Origin of the sequence: Bacillus sp. FJAT-49736, from assembly GCF_018343615.1 — a bacterium.
Classification (GTDB): Bacteria; Bacillota; Bacilli; order Bacillales; family Bacillaceae_C; genus Margalitia.
The window spans coordinates 882,499-901,553 of the sequence record NZ_JAGYPI010000002.1; the positions used below are offsets into that span (position 1 = coordinate 882,499).

The window sequence follows — 19,055 nt, forward strand, 5'->3', positions numbered from 1 at the left end:
CATTCTCTTTTAAGCTCATTTTATCTCAATAAAATGAGCCTTTATGCACTTTGTGAATCATAATTTTCCAATTGACACCGGTGGAAATATGATAAGCCTTTGCAAACGAGCCTTGATTTATGGCAACACCTATTTTGTCTAAGGAATTTACATATAAGATCGGTTCCCCTATATGAGTATCTGAGAAACAACGTCCGAAAATCATAATGTTCTTATATACGAGACGTTCGTTATTTGAGATGGAGACTTCTACTGATTCACCATAGGCAATTCCTGCATCTTCGAAAAGTTGCCTATCGACATTTGTCCAAAGGTTTCCAAATCGAATGTCAAGAATATCGATGGAACCGCTTAGAACTTCTTCCGTTAATACCGGTTCCAATACAGGTAATATTATAAGCTCCTCCACATTTAAAGCAGGGCCGACCTCTTTAAAACTTATAACCCCAGCCGCTAATCGTGCACCTGTGTAAGCATATACATCACGGCCATAAAAGGTATAGGAATTACTTGAGTTTGGCAAACGATTTACTGTTTCATCAATTTCCCGCGCCTCTCTTATTCCAATGTTCTGTTTTATATGAGTAATCGTTCCATTATCCGGCGTCACAATAAATCGGTTATCGTATGTTTTGACAACAATACTTTTTCGATCAGATCCAACCCCAGGGTCTACCACAGATACAAATACTGTTCCCTCCGGCCAATAGGAAATTGTTTGATAAAGACGATAGGAACCTTCCCATATATTGTATGGAGGGATATCATGTGTTAAGTCAAACAGATTTAGCTTGGAATCCACAGAAATTGCCACACCCTTCATGGCACTTACAGCACCGTCACTAGTACCGAAGTCTGTTTGAAAAACTAAGCTTTTTCCCATCTTCTTTTCCTCCATTTTACGTATAAGATAAATAAAAAACCACGCCCTAATCAATTAATGACAAGGACATGGTTGGAATCAACGTGGTACTACATTACTTCACTGTATACTCACACCTACTGCACCATCAAGTATAAGAGACCTTTATACTGAGGATTTCGATAACGAGTACCAATCTCGTGGAACCTAAAAATATATCATGGTTTTACCCTATTCTTCTATAAGTCTTACGTTGTTATACTGAACAAAAATTGGAATGTTCAAAACTTGATATTGAAATAGTAAATAGCCGATTCTACCTTATACTTATTCAGACTTATGAATCAAGAATAACATTTTTCGGAGCTCTTTTTTGTTTCTCCTGCCTTCGTACGTCCTTGAAAATTCTTGTTTCTGATACGATGACCTTTGAGAGCATAAGAAGTGCGATTAAGTTTGGTATTGCCATCAATGCATTAAACACATCTGAAATGCCCCAGACAATTTTAAGGCTAGAGACAGACCCAATAAGCACAGCTATTGTAAAAATAACCCTATAAACAAAAACAGAACGGTCTCCAAGTAAATAACTTACACATTTTTCACCATAATAGGACCAACCAATGACAGTTGAATAAGCAAAGAAAATCAGACCAAAGGTTACAATATATCCCCCTACATGCGGGAAAAACCCTTCAAATGCAGATACTGTCAATGACGAGCTTTGATCCGTGTTTGCCCCAACCCATTTGCCGCTCATAACAAGCGTTAATCCTGTAATGGTACAAACAACAATGGTGTCAAGAAATGTACCTGTCATCGAAACAAGAGCCTGACGGCCAGGATAATCCGTTTTTGCAGCAGCTGCAGCAATTGGTGCTGAACCAAGTCCGGCCTCATTAGAGAACACCCCTCTTGCTACACCATAACGAACGGCAGTTCCAAGGACACCCCCACCAACGGATTCCGCTGTAAACGCCTCTCCAAAAATTAGTCCAAAGGCGTGTGGAATTTCCGGAATGTTCATGAGGATAATGATTAATCCGCCAAGTACATAAAAAACTGCCATAAATGGAACAACAATTCCTGCTACTCGGCCGATGCTCTTTATACCACCTAATATAACGAGCCCTGTAAAAATTGCCAGCACAATACCTGTGATCCAAGGATTTATTCCGAAGCTGCCATTTAATGCTTCTGCGACTGAATTAGACTGAACCATATTGCCAATCCCAAAGGATGCTATTGCACCAAAAACGGCAAAGAGTACCGCAAGCCACTTCCAGCCGATTCCTCTTTCAATGTAATACATTGGACCGCCGGACATTTCACCCTTGCTATTTTTCACACGATATTTAACAGATAATATGGCTTCCCCATATTTCGTGGCCATACCAAAAATTGCAGTTACCCACATCCAAAAGACCGCACCAGGTCCTCCGGCTATAACTGCCGTCGATACACCCGCAATATTCCCCGTTCCAATTGTAGCTGCAAGCGCTGTCATTAGTGATTGAAAATGAGAAATATCTCCGGTTGATTTCTTATCTTGGCTGCGCGTAAAAGCAAGTTTTAATGCATATGGTAAATTAGAAAATTGCATGAAACCGAGACGGAATGACAGAAAAATACCAGTTCCAACAAGAAGAATCAACATTGCAGGTCCCCATACAATATCACTTGCTTTACTTATAAAATCCTCTAACGCCTTCACTAAACCACCTCTATTTTATGTAATTTTATGAATCTTTTTAATATATTCAACATCCATTGTTTAAAGTCCTTTATATATCTCCTAAAAGTTCTATTATTTGTAAAATTCTTTTGAATTTAATATGTCATTTTTAACAAGGTCATTGATTGCTACTATACTATTATTTAGCTTCAGGTTAGGAAACTAAAATAAGGACAGGTGATAATAATGGTAAAAAGGTATTTGTTGAGCATTCTAATAGTATTCGTATTAATTCTTGCTGCCGGATGTTCAAGTACAGAAAATAGTATTAACGTAGTAAAAGATAACAATCATGGATCAATGGGAGATATGGTGGAAAAGACTGCTTCGGTGAATGAACTGCCTAAATTTTTAAGCGGAGAAGATGACACTATTAAGAGTATTTATCAAGCGTCAGCTTCCAGTAGAGAATTGCTTGAAAAAATACCGTGCTTCTGCGGTTGTGGAGATAGTGTCGGACATAAAAATAATTATGATTGCTTTGTCCATGAAAACAAGAAAAATGGCGAGGTTGTATGGGATTCCCATGGAGTTAATTGTGACGTGTGCTTGGAAATTGCAGCTCAGTCTATCACAGACTACCATAATGGTAAGTCCATTAAAGAAATCAGAAACGACATTGACCAAAAATACAAAGAAGGCTATGCAACCCCAACCCCAACACCGAAAATCTAATTCTTGTTTAATATGGTGCTAGGCAGAAATTGTCTAACCACAGTAGACAACCAGCTTATAGTCCACGAGTGATCCCTGGCACCATAAATACACCCCAAAAACAAAACCACCATTTTAATGGTGGTGGTGTGTTGTGTGGCCTTTTTTCGGATTGGTAATGACAAATTCCTCTTCGGGTACGAAGAAGAATTGAATCCAAACGCCGTCGAGGTATTCTGCATCCCGCTTGTCTAAGAGAATATCGATGCCTTTATCTGTATGAACTATTTCATCGTATTCAGTCGGATTATCAAATTGGAGGGCATAATGGGCGTGATCTCCATGAATTTCCGTAATAATGACCCGTAGCATCTTTCCTTCTGACTCTTCATCATTTAACATCTTGTTCATAATTTTAGCTGCGTTTCTGTTTATTTTTACTTGCATCGATAAGGACCTCAATTCATTCATATAATGTTTTAATCATTTTATCACAATAAAAAACGTAAACATAATGAACGAGTCCTTCACTGATTTTTCATTTTTATAGATGTTTTAAATGAATGAGTTTATCCGGATTAGCCACCATATATACCTCTTCAATAATTCCTTCCTTTATTGCAAATGAAAGTACATATTGAACCATATCATCGATTAATAAAATAATTCCTGGACTTCCATTTACGATTTTGAAACATACCGTGGAATTTTCCGGAATCTTTTTCATTATTCCTAATAAGAAACGAGCAATTTTGTCTGCACTATAAATTGGCCTTAATGCAGCGTTAACTTTTCCACCGCCGTCGGAATAGTAGACAGCATCTTCTTTTAACATAGAAAGGATTTCTGTAATATTTCCATTTTGTACTGCATCGGCAAATTTCTCTACAAACCGACTCAGATCTATATTATCTTGTAAGGTAGAATGGTTTTTAATCATTATACTTTTATTGGCCCGATGAAAAATTTGCCTGCAATTGGCACTAGTTTTCCCTACAATGGAGGCTATTTCATTATAATTAAATTGAAATACTTCACGTAAAAGAAAAACAGCACGTTCCACTTCTGATAATTGTTGCAATAATAATAGATAAGCTGTTGAAATAGATTCCTTTGTATCGTAATAGCTTGAAGGATCTTTAGCAAAGTCCTCTACAAAAGGTTCTGGAAGCCATGTTCCAACGTACAATTCCCGCTTTTTAGCGGAAGAACGAAGTTTATCGATACTACGGTTGGTTACTATTTTGCATAAATAGGCTTTGATATTTTGAATGCTCGAAAGGTCTTCTGATTTTTCTAGCAGCAGAAACACTTCCTGCACAATATCCTCCGCATCCATCACACTGCCAAGCATTCGATAGGCTAGTGAGAAAAGCAATGGTTTATACGTTTGGTACAGTATTTCAGTTTGCAAATTAACCCTCCTTTTTAAATTAGCAATTTATTTTTTGCCAATATATGTGTTGCCGCACGTTTTCCACTTGCTATAGCTGCATCAGATAATACTTCCTCATTCCCCGCCCAATCTCCTGCTACATAAACTCCTTTGATTTCAGGGATCTCCGGTTCTGGTATAATCTTTCTATTTATGTGTGGAAAATCATGGACTACCGTTATTTTAGGCAGGAATTGCTCGGCGATAAGTTCTTTTCTCCAGCCAGGTTGGACAAGGTCCATTGTTTTTTCTAATTCATTTTTATTCACTTTGGGGTCGTATTGTTGCTCCTCTGGATTATGATATTTTATTAAATGAACCACTACTCCGGTACTAGTCGTTACATTTCCTGCTCTCGATTCATTCGTAAAAAAGACAGGTTGATCTAATCCTAAGACAAACTGGTGCTCCTGTACCGGCAATTTTTTTAGACCGAGGTCAAGACAAGTTGCTGTAACCGGAATCGATTGCTTCTTCCATTGGTATAACGACGTACTTTCTGCATCTTGGATTAAATGAAAAGCATCCGAAGGCGGAATGGCTAGAATGACATGTTCAGCCGTAAACCAATCATTATTTGCGCAATAAACCTTATGAAGATGGCCATGTTGTTCCATTTTCACCGCTTTACTTTGACAGTAAAATTTCACCTTAAGGCTAGAAGCATTTCTCCTCAGTTCCGAAACGATACTCTCCCATCCGCCATCCACATACAGGACACTATTTTTCTTCATTGCCCTTTGTAATTGCCGGATAACTGGACGTGCCATTTGCAAACTTGGAGCAATTGTATAGGTAGTTGTTCTAGACAGTGCATAGAAAAGTTTTTTAATTAAAGGTTCCTTTATTTCCTTCTCTACCCATTCCTCTAAGCTCATTACTGGAATTTGATCCATTTTCATGTTCATTAGCTTCATCATTAGTTTTGCAAATTGAATCTTTTCTTTAAACGATAATAATGGAGTAGCTAACAGCGATCCGAATCCCGTTGGAATTGGATACACTTTATTTTCCCATATCCCATGAGCCGGAGTATTAGCATCTCCTCCATTGATAGTTAAATTTAGTTCCTCCAATACCTCAAAAGCTTCACCAGAGGTATACAAAGCGTGAGCGCCAATGTTGAATAGGAATCCTTGTGATGAATTTGTAATAGATCGCCCTCCCAATCTATTCGATTTCTCTATAACGACTACATTTTTTCCTTCCTTTGCTAAGATATTTGCCGCTGTTAACCCTGATAACCCTGAGCCTATGACAATAACATCTACATTTTCCATTTGAATTCCTCCTTTTATCCTCAAGACGATTCAAGGAGATGATCTGTGACAATTTTATTTATAATAATTAAATCGCCTAAAAAAAATATAGAGGTAACTAATTCCTACATTGGAATCTCGTTACCTCTTCTTTAAATAACTATTTCATTAGATTACCGGAATCCAAATTTCCGAGTAATAATCATCCTGATATGCATCATCGTCAGGATACACTTCTAATTCCGGAGTACCAGCATGTTTGTACCCACTTGAAGGAAACCATTCTGTGAAAATTTTCTCCCATGTTTTCTGCATCGCTTCTGGCATCGGCCCATGAACTTCAAAAACAGCCCATTTAGAAGCTGGAATTTCCATACTAAGAAGGTCCCCAGGCCTTTCCCCTTTATAAGCAGTACCAATCCAGTAATTAATCTTTCTTGATTCTGTATCGCTATTATCTACACATACACCTAAGACACCTTTGAGAGAGTCATTATTCAAACTGGACAAACGACTGCTAATACCATTCCTATTAACCTCTTCCCATAACTTTGGAATTTCAATCAGATTTTCATTATTCAACACAGAATACTCTCGTCTTATTCCAATTACTTCAAATGCTTCCTTCTCCACAATACTATACTTCACTGGTTCTACCCCTTTCAGACTCACCTGAATAGTCAGGCGGTTATAAGATTGCAGCTTTCCCAATCCCTTTCTTACTTCACTCGGTGAAACACCATGTTGCCTACGAAAAGCTTTTGTGAAAGCCTCGGGAGTGTCATATCCATATTTGAAGGCTAAATCAATTATTTTTTCACTTGTTCTGGACAATTCCTCTGCAGCAAGCGTCAGACGTCTGCGTCGAATATACTCACCCACCGTGGTATCTGTTAATACAGCAAATATTCGTTGAAAATGAAATACTGATACGTTTGCCTGCCTTGCAATATCATCGATAGTAAGAGAATCCAGCAAATGTTCTTCCGTATAATCAATTGCCCTCTGCAATGATTCAACCCATGCCATAAAGCTCACTCCTTGTTTATATCTTACCTGCTGTACTTTCTCTCTACCTGTCAATTTGTGCTGTGTTAAGACAGTTTTTTTATGCACTGGGTAAAAATAGATTTCTATAATCGGATCATTTTCCCCTCTGTTCAAAAGATATTCTTTCATAAAAAAAGAAAAAAGTACGTAAAATGTACTTTTTTCCGGTTTACACAATACTATTTTTAATAGAGGCACTATCACTTATATCTGGATCTAATAAGTAGTCAATTGGAATCGTTATTGGTGATAAGTCACCATTTAGTTCTCCAAAACCTTGATTGCGCTTATAAGAAGTAAATTGATCAATATATTGAACAGGGCCAACATTTACTACAGATGCATTATCGATAGAATTAATTTTAAATCCAAGCAAATTAAGAGCAAAAGGTGTAAAAAACACCATTCTTATACCTCCTTTTTGTCCATAAGCCTATAGTATGCTATTTTTGACAGAAGGTGTATCAATATAATCACTGTCTATACACGTGGTTATAGGGAAAAATACAGGTGATAAATCACCATTCAGTTCTCCAGTTCCTTGGTTTCGCTTATAAGAAACGAACAGATCGATGTGTTGACTTGGTCCCATATTTACAACCGCAGCATGGTCAACAGCATTTAATTTAAAATATTGTAGATTTATCTCCACTGGTGCAAAGTTCATATTATTCCTCCTATTTTGAGACGGAGTTTAAGATAAAAGCATTTATTCAATATCGGATTGTTTTAAACTAACAAAGTCTGATACATCATCATCCATTATTTTTGTTATAGAAAAAAAATCACCGCTGAAATCACCTAATTTCTGTCCAATTGCCTGATTTTTTTTAGCGCTGACATTTTTATTTATTTGAACCGTGGATCCCAAAGATATTGTACTCGAATGGTCTGCATTCACGATTATTAAATCACCAAGATTAATTCTGGTTAAGTTTGTATCCATGCTCTTTTACCCTTTCCAAATTGAATTTATAAGGATTAATTAATCTTATGCGTTGTAGAAATATATTATTCAAAGGAACTCTTTTGCTTTCCCGGAATTAATGTCACTTTCTATAGCACTATAGATTATCGCCTATACCAATTCATTTCCGCCTGAATACCATTACAGTAGTGGGAAGAAAAGGAGGGGAAACATGTCTAATCAAAAACGCGAAAAAGTTATTCATGTCGATAAGCTTGTCATACATGCCAAAGAAGTGGAGATTATTCAGGAAAGGCCAGTGCATACGGAGCCGGAAAGAAGAAACCCGTGGGATTTCTTTTGGAGAGGACAGCCTAGGACTCAGGGGAATATAGAGGCAGTAGGGACTGAGAGCATGCCCGCTGAAGAAGCTGAATAGTATAGAGGAAAAGGCCAATTATTGGCCTTTTTCCATTCAAAGTTTATTTTGCACAATTTAATTGCCAGGAGACACCAAATTGGTCCTCCACCCAGCCAAACAACTTGCTAACAGGAGAAGGGGATAATGGCATTAACACTTTTCCGTTAAGGGAGAGCTTCTCAAATTTCTCCTCTACCTCTTTTTCCGACTCACAGTTCACGAATAATGAAATAGCTGGGGTAAAAGAAAAGCCATGTGAAATGGAACTGTCTATACACATAAAGGGTTGTCCATTTAGTGTAAAGGTTGCATGTAGAACACTTCCATCCTCTTGATAGAGAATATGATTAATCTCAGATTCATCAAAGATGGATAAGTAATAATCCATTGCCTGTTTTGCTTTGCCTTCAAACATGAGAAAAGTAGTAATTTTTTGCTTGGACTCCTTCATTTTATCACCCTTTTTATAAAAGTATCTAAATCATCAGTTTATCACAAATAAGTATACCAAAATTTTAGATCTTAATTAGAATATAGCACCTTTCATTGAAAAAATTACATATTTCCCCTATTTTTGGGGAAGATAGTGTTGAGGATAGACGGATTCCATTTTATTTACGCTTTCCTTAGTTGCTAAATTTCGGGGGTTAACAAATGCAACCGCCAATAATTCCAGAAAACAGAAAGTTCTCCCCTTATCTAGTGTTCTTCACCGTTGCAGCCATGCAAATCGGTGTTGGTGTACTCGGGTTTCAACGAATCATTGCCAAAATTGCCGGGTATGATTCATGGCAATCGGTTATTATAGCTGGATTAAGTACTCATATTATCGTGTGGTTTCTTTATAAGCAATTAGAAAGCGTGAATGGGGACATTACCGATATTCACAGAACCGTCTTTGGAAAATGGATTGGGGGTCTTTTCAATATAATCTTTATTTTTTATTTCTCTTTGTTGGTAGTCACTGTTCTAAGGACTTATCTTGAGGTTGTTCAAGTGTGGATGTTTCCGGATATGAGCGCCGCATGGTTTTCGTTATTGTATCTTCTTTTATGTATTTATGTTATTAACGGTGGGATTCGAACCATAGTTGGCCTCGCCTTTTTTGGCTCTATTCTTCCATACTATATTATTTATTTTTATGGTTTTGCAATTCCTTTTGCAGATTTCCGTCATTTTTTACCAATATTTAATCACTCTTTTCAAGAAGTAATAACGGCAACTCAAGGTATGACATTAACCAATCTTGGCTATGAAGTGCTATTGGTTTATTATCCATATATTAAACAGCCGAACAAATCGAAGAAATGGGCCCATATCGGTTTAATTTTCACAACCATCTTAAATTTATATGTTACGCTCATTACCTTTGCCTTTTACCCACAGGAACAGCTTCAAAAAAATGTCTGGGCAACTTTAACCACTTTTAAAATCATCCATTTTCCCGTTGTGGAACGATTTGAGTTTATTGGAATAGCCAACTGGTGCTTAGTGGTCCTACCCATCATTTGTATAGCATTATGGAGTGCAAGCAGAATATTAAAGAGAACATTAAAAGTAAAACAAAAATATGGGGTCGTGCTCTTAAGCTTTTTTATTTTTATTGGATGCCAACAATTAAAAACAAGAATGAATGTAGATACCATTAATAATTTAATAGCAAACATCGGATTTATTCTAAATTATGTCTATATCCCTATGTTATTTGTGCTGCTAATGGTGGTAAATAAAGTGAAAAAGATAGCCGCAAAAAGGAAATAGAAAAGAAACTGGGAAAGGAAGGATATTTTAGCCTTAAGATGAATATGAATGATAAAACAGTTTCAAGGAAGAAGGTGTTTGATTAGTGCTGATAAAATTTTTGATCAGTTCTTTTATTTTTCTCTTCCTGTCCTTCATCTTATGGCTTTATTCCCATCTTTCCCCTCATCATATAAGCAATATGAATACATCGCCGACACCATTAGACCGATTAAAATTAGTGAGCACTATTGGGACAGGGATTTTTCTTGCTAGTACTGTTATATTATTATTCACTTTAATATTAAGGAAAAAAGATTGATTAATACTACTATCGAAATCGTTAACACTGTTACACGATTTGGTTATTTAACCTTTCTAACTCTTCCTCGATTTTCCTTGGATCAATCCGTTCAAACAGGGGCTCTGCATATAATAGAGTTTGGGGTCTGAACTGGATAGGTCCCCACTTTGTTTCTGAAATTTTCAGCATCTTTTTGACCTTTTCGCTGGAAAATGGCAAAAACGGAGTCAAAATATGTGCAAAATTTGCAATCAAATATACACAATCGGCAAGGGTTTGTTGGCAGGACTCCGTATTTTCATGTATTTGCTTCCATGGCTCGTGTTCATCAAAATATTTATTCGAGTACCTGACAAGCTTAAATATGTTTTCCAAGCCTTGCTTAAAGGATAAAGCCTCTATACTACAGCCTACCTCTTTATATAAAATCTCTACTTTTTGCCGTATATGTGAGGAAACTATTTTATCAGGTATAATCCCACTAAATGACTTTTGAATGAACTTCAATGTGCGGTTTACAAAGTTTCCGTATGCACCTAACAATTCACTATTATGACTATAAATAAATTCCTTCCAGGAAAAATCGGCATCTCTGCTTTCAGGAGCGTTAATGGTTAAAAAATAGCGGATAGAATCAGGGTCATAATTTTCTAAAAGATCCAGAACCCAAACTGCCCAATTTTTGCTTGTAGATAGCTTTTTTCTTTCTAATGTCAAGTACTCGTTTGATACCATATGAGTTGGTAATGGCTGTTTGTCCAATCCAGCTAAAATTCCCGCCCAAATAATCGAGTGAAATGGAATATTATCCTTACCATGTACATAATAGGATACAGCGGCAGCATTCCAAAATGATGAGTCATCCTCGTTTCTTTCCTGTGCCCACAGTTTGCTTGCAGAATAATATCCTGAAACTGCCTCAATCCATACGTATATTTTTTTATCCTCATATCCGGAAACGGGAACACTTACTCCTATAGGCAAATCCCTAGAAACTGCCCTATCCTGTAACCCTTCCTTTAAGTAACGTTTTGTTAAAGATATTGCATTTTCACGCCACAGATACTGATTTTCCGCTTCCCTTGTATAGTTTTCCAAGATTTCTTGAAAAGTGCTTAATGAGAAATAGAAATGCTCTGTTAATCTTGCAGCTGGAGAGTTTCCACATATTTTGCACTTACTATCCAGCAATTCAAGTGGCTCTAGTATGGTTGAACAATAATCGCACTGATCTCCACGCGCTTGATGGCGACACACAGGACATATCCCTTCCACATACCGCTCCGGCAAAAATTGCTCACAGCTCTCACAATATGTTTGTTCAATCTCTTTTTTATAGATAAACCCCTTTGCAAGCAATTCGAGAAAAATTTCTTGAACTACCTTGTGATGATGCTCTGTGTCCGTCCTTGTATAAATATCATATGAAAAACCGAGTCTCGAAAAACATTCTGCAAATTCTTGATGATAACGATCCGCAATTTCGCTTGGATCCACTCCTTCTTGCTTTGCTCTAATGGCAATAGGCGTCCCATTACAATCGCTTCCTGATACGTATAGAACTTTTTCCCCCTTCAATCGATAATACCTTGCCAAAATATCACCGGGCAGCAAACTTGAAATATGGCCCAGATGCAGTGATCCGTTCGCATAAGCCCATGCTCCACCAATAAAAATACTCATGTAAATTACCTCCTAATTTAGAATGAAAAACAAAAAAACCCCGTCCCTAACTATAAAAAGTTAAGGACGAGGTTTATATCCACGTGGTACCACCTTATTTCGCAAATGATTCACATCATTTACCTCAACTAGTACGAGAGCTTTCATAACTCTGATACTGTGACATGGATAACGAGTGCCAAAACTCGCCGCAGCCTACTAATACAAAAAGTATGTTCAGTGCGAAGCTCAGAGACCATTGTTCAAACGGGTGTTTTTACTCCTTTTCAGCTGCCGGAGCTCTCTTTAAAAAACAACATCATTTTACTTTTTCTCTTCAAAGCCTTTATATTGATAATTAGAAATAGTTTATTCAACTTTTCTTCAGAAGTCAATATGGAAAATTGTATGATTCTCCCTTTTCCAGAATCGCTTTTTCTCATTGCTTATTCAGTATTATTTCTATACGATTAGTCTATTAGAACAGTAATTATCATTAGTTAAAGTAGCTTTAGCTTCTACTTTTATCACACCAAAAACACAGAACCAGCTTTGCATTTACCAGGAACAGGAGGCAAGAACATGACAGAATTTCTAATAAATGATGAAACATCCAGTTTTATATCGAAATATAAGTTATTCGAAAATGATTCCATTCAACAAATTCAGCTGCAGCATCGTTTATCGTTAATGAAGGCATTTGGGATTCAAAAAGGAATGCATATATTAGAAATTGGATGTGGTCAAGGGGATACAACGGCTGCACTAGCAGATGCTGTTGGAGAAAAAGGAAATGTTGTCGCAATTGATATTGCCAGTCCCGATTACGGTGCCCCGTTAACATTGGGACAAGCAACAGACCGAATTAAGAGGTCTCCATTAGGAGAACGTATAGACTTCCACTTTGAAGTGGATTTTCTAACATATGAATCTTCCGTAACATTTGATATGGCGGTATTATCCCATTGTTCGTGGTACTTTAAGCGACCTGACGATTTACTGCAGTATTTTAAAAAATTGCGCAGGGTTGCCAAACGTATATGTTTTGCAGAATGGGATCTTGACTTTACCCATATCTCTCAACGCGCTCATTTTTGTGCAGCTTCCATTCTGGCTTTGTATTCCAACTTTGTAAATAATGAAGGAAATATCCAAAATCTATTCCATAAAACACAAATTCTACAGTTACTAGAACAAGCGGGTTTTGAAATCGAAAAACAACATATTATCGATGCCACCTATCTACAAGATGGGCAGTGGGAAAAGAGCTATGCAAATAGTATACGACCCGAATTCAATCAAGCTTCCGAAATGATACAAACATTGATAATTAGTTATTATGAATTAATGAATGATTCGAACGGACATGATGAACAGTCATTAAATAGCTTTGTTCTTTGTGCAAAATAATATAATCATAGAATAAAAAAACGAGAACTTCTCATTCATCAGAGAAGTTCCCGTTTTTTCATTCCTTGGTCGCATTAAAACTGTTTGTAAAAACAGTAAGTTTTCCACGAAGCAGATAAAGAAATAGAAACATGAGCAAAGGTATAAAATATGAAATTAACTCTATAAAAATAGATGGATGTGGATGAAAGGCAGTTACAAATATTCCTCCATCCGAACTTCCAATCATTCCATTAAAAATTCCGTAACAAACATTTAATCCCCAATGAATCCCAGTATCTACCCAAATCGATTGTGTCCGATAATAAGCATAGGTCAATGATAATCCCACTGCAAGGGAGAACAATGTGTTCGATAAACTAAACCCTTCGTTCCAACTATCATCCACTGCATACAAAAAGAGGGAAATAATGAAAATCCATTTCCCATTCATTCTTTTTTTCAAATGCCCAAAAATATATCCTCTGATAATAATATCATTTAGAAAAGAAGCGATAAAAAAAGCAAAAAAAACAAAAAAGAATGCAATCAATGATTCAGTTACATTTTTCACTGAGACAATTTCAAATCCGTGAAAAGAATAGACAATAGCATATTTTATTAGCCAAAAGGTAAAACCAATGCTAAATCCTATTATCAAATTTTTCTTCCATTTTTGATGAAACACGATACCAATGCTTTTAAAAGAATTAAGCTTTGTTGCTTTAAGTATTATTTTCAATAACGGAAAAAACAAAATAACAAGCAATAATTGGATAACAATATTGCTGGTCTTGGCAATAAAAACATTTAAATAAATATCCAACAAAATAAGTCCTAGTAACACTTTTAAATAATAATAGTTTCCCTGTTTAAATTTAATCATTATCCACCTTTAATTCATATTAGCTTAGTAAGCCGATGCGTAAATTTTATTCAACGTATTAGAAAACGAGTAATGCTGCAAACTGTTTTTTGAATTTTTTATCATCCTTTTTATATCACAATATAGGACTTTTGTCACTTCTATTCATTCATACTCTCCTAGTTCTTCTTCAATAATTCTCTTGACGATATTATTCGTGAATATTAGAATGAATTTACCATTCGATGTTCATCGAATATAACGTATGAGCATAAACTTGAGAACAAGCAAAAGTAAAGGAGAATACCAAAGTGAATAGAATAAAATTACTTTTTTCTTATTTTCATCCTACGGTTAATTTTCTCTTGTTCGGTTCATTGTTTATTTCCATGACTGTTTCCATGAGCGCTCCCTTTCTAGCCATCTACTTAAAAAGATCAACTGATTTGGGCTACGGGCTTATCGGATTAATTGTTGGAGTAACCCCCTTAACCGCTGCATTCGGTGGAATTATCGGAGGTATACTATCGGATAGACTAGGACGTAAGAAGCTATTGATCGTCTCCTTATTCGTGCAGTCCGTGTCATACGTATTTTTGGTACTAACAGCTAATCCAATTGTTTTAGTTCTTATTAATAGTTTGAGAGGATTATCCTCTTCCTTTTTTACTACCATTTCAAAAGCACTAATGGCTGATTTAACGAAAAAAGAGAAACGATATAAATTATTTTCCAGTCATTATCTAGTTGTGAACATAGGATATATCATTGGGCCCATGATAGGAGTAATTTTAGGAGCTACGGAAAATCAATTCACTTTTATATATACGGCATTATGTTATCTTTTATATGGAATTGGATTAACCGTTCTTCTTTGTTTCATACATACGGGTCCATCTATCAAGGATTGTGGTCCAAAAACCACTTTTCTTATCTCTTTCACAACCGTTAGGAAAGATATCATATTATGGTTTTTTATCATGGGAGGAATCCTCCTTACGATGGTTCATGGTCAAATATCTGTTATTCTTTCACAATATTTAAATGAGAGGATGAGTAATGGAGCCGCTTTATTTGGTATTCTTATGAGTACAAATGGAATTAGTGTAATATGTTTGCAGTTACCGATTCTTCGATTTTTTCATAAGTGTACTGTTTTACAACGGTTATCATGTGGAATTGGATTTTTCATTCTTGGTGAAGCTGGATTTGCCTTTTCAACCAATTGGGCATGGTTTATTATTTCTATGGTAATCTTTACGGTAGGGGAAATTTTAATTATTCCGGCAGAAAATGAACAAATAGATGAAATTACACCTAATCATCTGAGAGGAGCCTACTATGGGGCACAAGGATTCACCTCTATCGGTAGCTTTTTGGGTCCTTGGATTGGGGGCATCCTACTTTCTAAGTGGGGCGGAAAGCCAATGTTTTTCTCGATGATGATCTTTGCAATTATTAGTTTGGCTTTTTATATGAAGGGACATTATTTAAGAAGGAAGATCCACTCACAAACTGGAATGAATACAAGTACATAACTATTACACAAAAAGAAGGCGAAATAAAATGTACAAAATCCAATTTTCATATTCTCCCGTATATGAGCTAATTACCAGTCTTTATACTTATATAAATATTAAACAACATAAAAACGGCGAAATGACAAAACAATGGAAAGAAGAGACGAAACAAACATTAACTAAGCAATTTGCAGATGAACTAGAAAATGAAAAATGGGAAGTATTGCATCGGACTGTTCTTCTCATTTCAAAATGTCCTAAAAATCAATCTGTAGAGGATTTTTTATCCTGGTTTGAAAATATCTCAACAGGTGAGCTGTATGATCGCCTTGCACCTTGGGTCCATACCATCCCGTTAAATTTACAAGAAATAAGGGATAAAAGTGTTTATATTCTATCAGAATGGAATGATCAATATTTTTCAAAGCTAGATCCTACCTTATTTTCAGAGCTGGAACAACGGTCCAAGCAAAATGAGGAATTAGCAAAGAAAGAAAATCCGTCCTACTTATTAAATACCGTATCAAACGGATTAGTATTGGAGCCAACGGAGACACTTAATGAAGTAATCCTAGTTCCGCAATATCATATGTATCCTTATAATGTTTTGGATTTCCACCGAGGCATGGCTACCCTTCTCTATCCATACAAAAAAATGACACCTCATGAGGAAAAATTAGAGTCTATTTTAAAAAAGTCACAAGGATTAGCTGATAAAAGCCGTTTAGACATATTATTATTATTGACCAAAGGTAATCATACCCTGACTTCCATCCAAGAAAAAACAGGTTTAGCCAAAAGTACTGTTCATCACCATTTAACGTTATTAGGTCAAGCGGGCTTAATAAATAGGCATTATTACGGTTCAAGTCAGGTTGCCTTCTATAGTCTCAGACCTTCCTCGGTTGAAGATTTAACTAAACATTTTCATAGTATAGGTTTATGCTAAGAAAACCATTCTAATTTTTTCAAAAGATAAAAAGAGACATTCATGTTCCCATCAATGTCTCTTTCCTGATTTTATGGAGTCGCAGTACCTCCGCTATTTCCACCAGTTCCATCATACTTCGCCAAAATTGCTTCTTTTTCCTTTTGTGCGTACGCATTTCGATCACATATAAATGTATCTATTAAACCATTTACCATAGTGAGTTGATCTGCAAATGCTTGATCGTCTTCTTGTGTGGCTAATTTTTGCAGCTGGTCATATGCGTCTTCTACCACTTTATAATTTGTTCTGCGAAATTCTTGTAATTTGTTAAAGTAGCTCCATGCAACACGATCAAGTTCAACAGACGGTACCCCTTTCTGATATAGCAGCTTTCTTAAGTCGTCCGCATCTTTCTCATCTGGTGTTGAAGCCATTATAAGCTTTTCTTTCAACAAGTTCATTTCATCATAATGCTGCATATAGTGTCCAATTCGATGTTCGATTGCCACTTCGTCAATTTTATCCGATACCATGTAAAAGTTTTCTGTGCAATGTTCTATTAACATATCCGATAAATCTTCAAACTTTGAAGCTAGTATATTAAGGTCATGGTTATACAACTTTGCTATCTCAGACGTTGATTTTGCCTCTTTTACCTTTTTCTGAAGAGTGAGTACTTCCTTTTTCAAATCATCATTACTCTTTCCCAGCTCCACTAGCTGCTTATCAATCTTTTTTAAATCTCCATCATATTGACTAGGGGTAGATACCAATAGGTCCTCTATCTTATCTCTCAATTCTTGTATTTTTGTTTTAAAATAGTAAACGGCATCCAGATCCCGATCTATCCTGTTCGTTATCGCTAGCTTCGCAAACTCTAACTCTACTTCTGCCTTCTTCTTTTTACCTACACTTGTTATTTCTGTTTTTGTTTTACTAATCTCCGTTTTTAATTTGACTAATTGCTTCTTTATAGAAGCAGAGGTATTTCCAAATGCAGCATCTTTTTTAGTATTTTTCTGTGCCTTTATATCTTTTTCAAACTTGCTTACATTACTGGATAAAGTAGTATTTGTTTTGCCTTCCTTAACTACTTTCGCCTCTAAAGACGATAATGTTTTATCATACTTGGTTTTCCCTAATTCTTTGTAACCATTTAATTCTTTTTTCAGTCCGTTAAGCGAAGAAGTATTGGATGAGATAATGCTTCGATATTCTTTAATCTGCTTTGCATATTTTGCTTTCATTGCACTTACAGAATACGAATAACTTTTTGTTGCAGCCTGTGTTTGAATCACACCAAAGCCGCTTACCAACAAGGCAGATAATACTAATCCACCTACCAACTTTAAAATCTTCACTTCACATCCCTCCCCTTTAGTTACAATAATATCCGAATAACAAGGTGTATAGTATAGAAAATTCGAAATTGAATGATAATAAAGTTGCAGTAATAACGAGTTGTTTAATCGTCTAATTTCCCCTTTAACTTCAAACGCTGCTTTTACAAAAATGACACAGAATCATTTGTCTGTGTCTATTGCGAATTGATAATACTGTTGCAATACTTAATGTCTTAAACACCTAATCCTCCCATCCTCTTATTTTTTTATGTGCACACAATACGACCATATTCTACATATTTCCATTTTAAACACAATATTTACTTTTTGCGTTGGAAAAATACAAATCCACTTAAGCATCCTAATATTGAAACTATTACTCCACATCTAAGTAAAATAATTATATATTCACTTATAGGCTTGTAGGAGGTTGTATATATTCCCGAATCAAATGTAATAGTCTTATATTTTACAAAAAGTAATCCTATGGCGAGGCCAATAAGGAAACCATATATTGCTCCCTCAATTAAAAATTTCTTCATTGGATATCTCCTTCTAAGTGTTTTCTGTTAGGTGTATATTAGCTAAAAGGGTACTAAAACCCTTCTTTTCAAAATATTAGAAATACAATGAGGTATACCATGTGATGTATCTTTGCAAAACAAGAAATAAAGAGAAGGAATGAGAAAAATAAAGAATTTCAAAAAATGATTAGAGAGAGGCGAGAGGCGAGCGACTAGCTCAGCTTGAGGGGAAATCTCAATGTAAATCACTTTTTCATCTTGAAACTAGGGAAATCTCAAGTTAGGTAAATGAAATTCACTGCCTAATGTAGGCACTTATTTTCTATGTATCATCCTGTTTATAAGTTACGAGAATAACCATCACTGTAAAACTTCTTTATCATATTGATCTTTTAAATGGTCAACCAAAATTTTCGATTATCTGTATATTTCATTACGAATACCACAAAATAAA

General features: G+C 35.8%; 20 protein-coding genes and 1 other annotated feature. Of the genes, 6 read left to right on the forward strand and 14 right to left on the reverse strand.

What is annotated here, in order from left to right:
• Positions 1–25: 25 nt before the first annotated feature.
• The gene (locus KHA87_RS15750) at positions 26–883 is read right to left on the reverse strand and encodes an SAM hydrolase/SAM-dependent halogenase family protein (RefSeq protein ID WP_213095090.1); all 858 of its coding nucleotides are present in this window, start codon (positions 881–883) and stop codon (positions 26–28) included.
• Positions 884–1,199: 316 nt separating this feature from the next.
• Positions 1,200–2,519 (reverse strand): alanine/glycine:cation symporter family protein, encoded by a 1,320-nt coding sequence (locus KHA87_RS15755; RefSeq protein ID WP_213095205.1) that lies wholly within the window; start codon positions 2,517–2,519, stop codon positions 1,200–1,202.
• A 264-nt stretch (positions 2,520–2,783) separates the two neighbouring features.
• Between KHA87_RS15755 and KHA87_RS15760 the strand changes: the two genes are divergently transcribed.
• Positions 2,784–3,272: a PCYCGC motif-containing (lipo)protein gene (locus KHA87_RS15760; protein ID WP_213095091.1), complete on the forward strand. Its 489-nt coding sequence runs from the start codon at positions 2,784–2,786 to the stop codon at positions 3,270–3,272.
• Positions 3,273–3,386: 114 nt separating this feature from the next.
• Here the strand turns inward: KHA87_RS15760 and KHA87_RS15765 are convergent, their stop codons facing one another.
• The 7 genes from KHA87_RS15765 to KHA87_RS15795 all read right to left on the reverse strand — a co-directional run bounded on the left by KHA87_RS15765 (position 3,387) and on the right by KHA87_RS15795 (position 7,941).
• Positions 3,387–3,698, reverse strand: a complete 312-nt coding sequence (locus KHA87_RS15765; RefSeq protein ID WP_213095092.1) for an iron-sulfur cluster assembly accessory protein — start codon at positions 3,696–3,698, stop codon at positions 3,387–3,389.
• Between the two features lie 97 nt (positions 3,699–3,795).
• Positions 3,796–4,665, reverse strand: coding sequence for an RNA polymerase sigma-70 factor (locus KHA87_RS15770; protein ID WP_213095093.1), 870 nt, complete (start codon positions 4,663–4,665; stop codon positions 3,796–3,798).
• 14 nt (positions 4,666–4,679) lie between these two features.
• A complete protein-coding gene (locus KHA87_RS15775) occupies positions 4,680–5,966 on the reverse strand; it encodes a protoporphyrinogen/coproporphyrinogen oxidase (protein ID WP_213095094.1) in 1,287 nt (428 codons plus the stop codon).
• A gap of 147 nt (positions 5,967–6,113) precedes the next feature.
• Complete coding sequence (locus KHA87_RS15780; protein ID WP_213095095.1) at positions 6,114–6,974, reverse strand: AraC family transcriptional regulator; 861 nt, start codon at positions 6,972–6,974, stop codon at positions 6,114–6,116.
• 190 nt (positions 6,975–7,164) lie between these two features.
• Entirely contained in the window at positions 7,165–7,401 is a 237-nt protein-coding gene (locus KHA87_RS15785; protein ID WP_249310420.1) for a spore germination protein, read from the reverse strand.
• A 27-nt stretch (positions 7,402–7,428) separates the two neighbouring features.
• Positions 7,429–7,662: a hypothetical protein gene (locus KHA87_RS15790; RefSeq protein WP_213095096.1), complete on the reverse strand. Its 234-nt coding sequence runs from the start codon at positions 7,660–7,662 to the stop codon at positions 7,429–7,431.
• A gap of 42 nt (positions 7,663–7,704) precedes the next feature.
• Positions 7,705–7,941, reverse strand: a complete 237-nt coding sequence (locus tag KHA87_RS15795; protein ID WP_213095097.1) for a hypothetical protein — start codon at positions 7,939–7,941, stop codon at positions 7,705–7,707.
• Positions 7,942–8,134: 193 nt separating this feature from the next.
• Between KHA87_RS15795 and KHA87_RS15800 the strand changes: the two genes are divergently transcribed.
• Positions 8,135–8,341, forward strand: a complete 207-nt coding sequence (locus tag KHA87_RS15800) for a hypothetical protein (RefSeq protein ID WP_213095098.1) — start codon at positions 8,135–8,137, stop codon at positions 8,339–8,341.
• A gap of 43 nt (positions 8,342–8,384) precedes the next feature.
• Here KHA87_RS15800 and KHA87_RS15805 read toward each other — a convergent pair whose 3' ends face one another.
• A complete protein-coding gene (locus KHA87_RS15805) occupies positions 8,385–8,774 on the reverse strand; it encodes a VOC family protein (RefSeq protein ID WP_213095099.1) in 390 nt (129 codons plus the stop codon).
• Positions 8,775–8,977: 203 nt separating this feature from the next.
• Here KHA87_RS15805 and KHA87_RS15810 point away from each other — a divergent pair, with 203 nt between their 5' ends.
• Positions 8,978–10,084, forward strand: coding sequence for a GerAB/ArcD/ProY family transporter (locus tag KHA87_RS15810; protein WP_213095100.1), 1,107 nt, complete (start codon positions 8,978–8,980; stop codon positions 10,082–10,084).
• A 331-nt stretch (positions 10,085–10,415) separates the two neighbouring features.
• On the opposite strand, the gene metG is transcribed toward KHA87_RS15810, so the two are convergent.
• Positions 10,416–12,050 carry a methionine--tRNA ligase gene (gene metG / locus KHA87_RS15815; protein WP_213095101.1) on the reverse strand — a complete coding sequence of 545 codons (1,635 nt, stop codon included), beginning with the start codon at positions 12,048–12,050 and terminating at the stop codon, positions 10,416–10,418.
• 59 nt (positions 12,051–12,109) lie between these two features.
• Positions 12,110–12,379: a binding site (T-box leader), on the reverse strand.
• Positions 12,380–12,611: 232 nt separating this feature from the next.
• On the opposite strand from metG, the gene KHA87_RS15820 reads away from it, so the two are divergent.
• Entirely contained in the window at positions 12,612–13,439 is an 828-nt protein-coding gene (locus tag KHA87_RS15820; RefSeq protein ID WP_213095102.1) for a class I SAM-dependent methyltransferase, read from the forward strand.
• Positions 13,440–13,497: 58 nt separating this feature from the next.
• Here the strand turns inward: KHA87_RS15820 and KHA87_RS15825 are convergent, their stop codons facing one another.
• A complete protein-coding gene (locus KHA87_RS15825) occupies positions 13,498–14,304 on the reverse strand; it encodes a CPBP family intramembrane glutamic endopeptidase (RefSeq protein WP_213095103.1) in 807 nt (268 codons plus the stop codon).
• A 290-nt stretch (positions 14,305–14,594) separates the two neighbouring features.
• On the opposite strand from KHA87_RS15825, the gene KHA87_RS15830 reads away from it, so the two are divergent.
• Positions 14,595–15,821: an MDR family MFS transporter gene (locus KHA87_RS15830; protein ID WP_213095104.1), complete on the forward strand. Its 1,227-nt coding sequence runs from the start codon at positions 14,595–14,597 to the stop codon at positions 15,819–15,821.
• A 28-nt stretch (positions 15,822–15,849) separates the two neighbouring features.
• Entirely contained in the window at positions 15,850–16,752 is a 903-nt protein-coding gene (locus tag KHA87_RS15835) for an ArsR/SmtB family transcription factor (protein ID WP_213095105.1), read from the forward strand.
• 71 nt (positions 16,753–16,823) lie between these two features.
• Here the strand turns inward: KHA87_RS15835 and KHA87_RS15840 are convergent, their stop codons facing one another.
• Both KHA87_RS15840 and KHA87_RS15845 read right to left on the reverse strand, forming a co-directional pair.
• Positions 16,824–18,095 (reverse strand): coiled-coil domain-containing protein, encoded by a 1,272-nt coding sequence (locus tag KHA87_RS15840; protein WP_213095106.1) that lies wholly within the window; start codon positions 18,093–18,095, stop codon positions 16,824–16,826.
• Positions 18,096–18,397: 302 nt separating this feature from the next.
• Positions 18,398–18,619, reverse strand: a complete 222-nt coding sequence (locus KHA87_RS15845; protein WP_213095107.1) for a hypothetical protein — start codon at positions 18,617–18,619, stop codon at positions 18,398–18,400.
• Between the last annotated feature and the right edge of the window lie 436 nt (positions 18,620–19,055).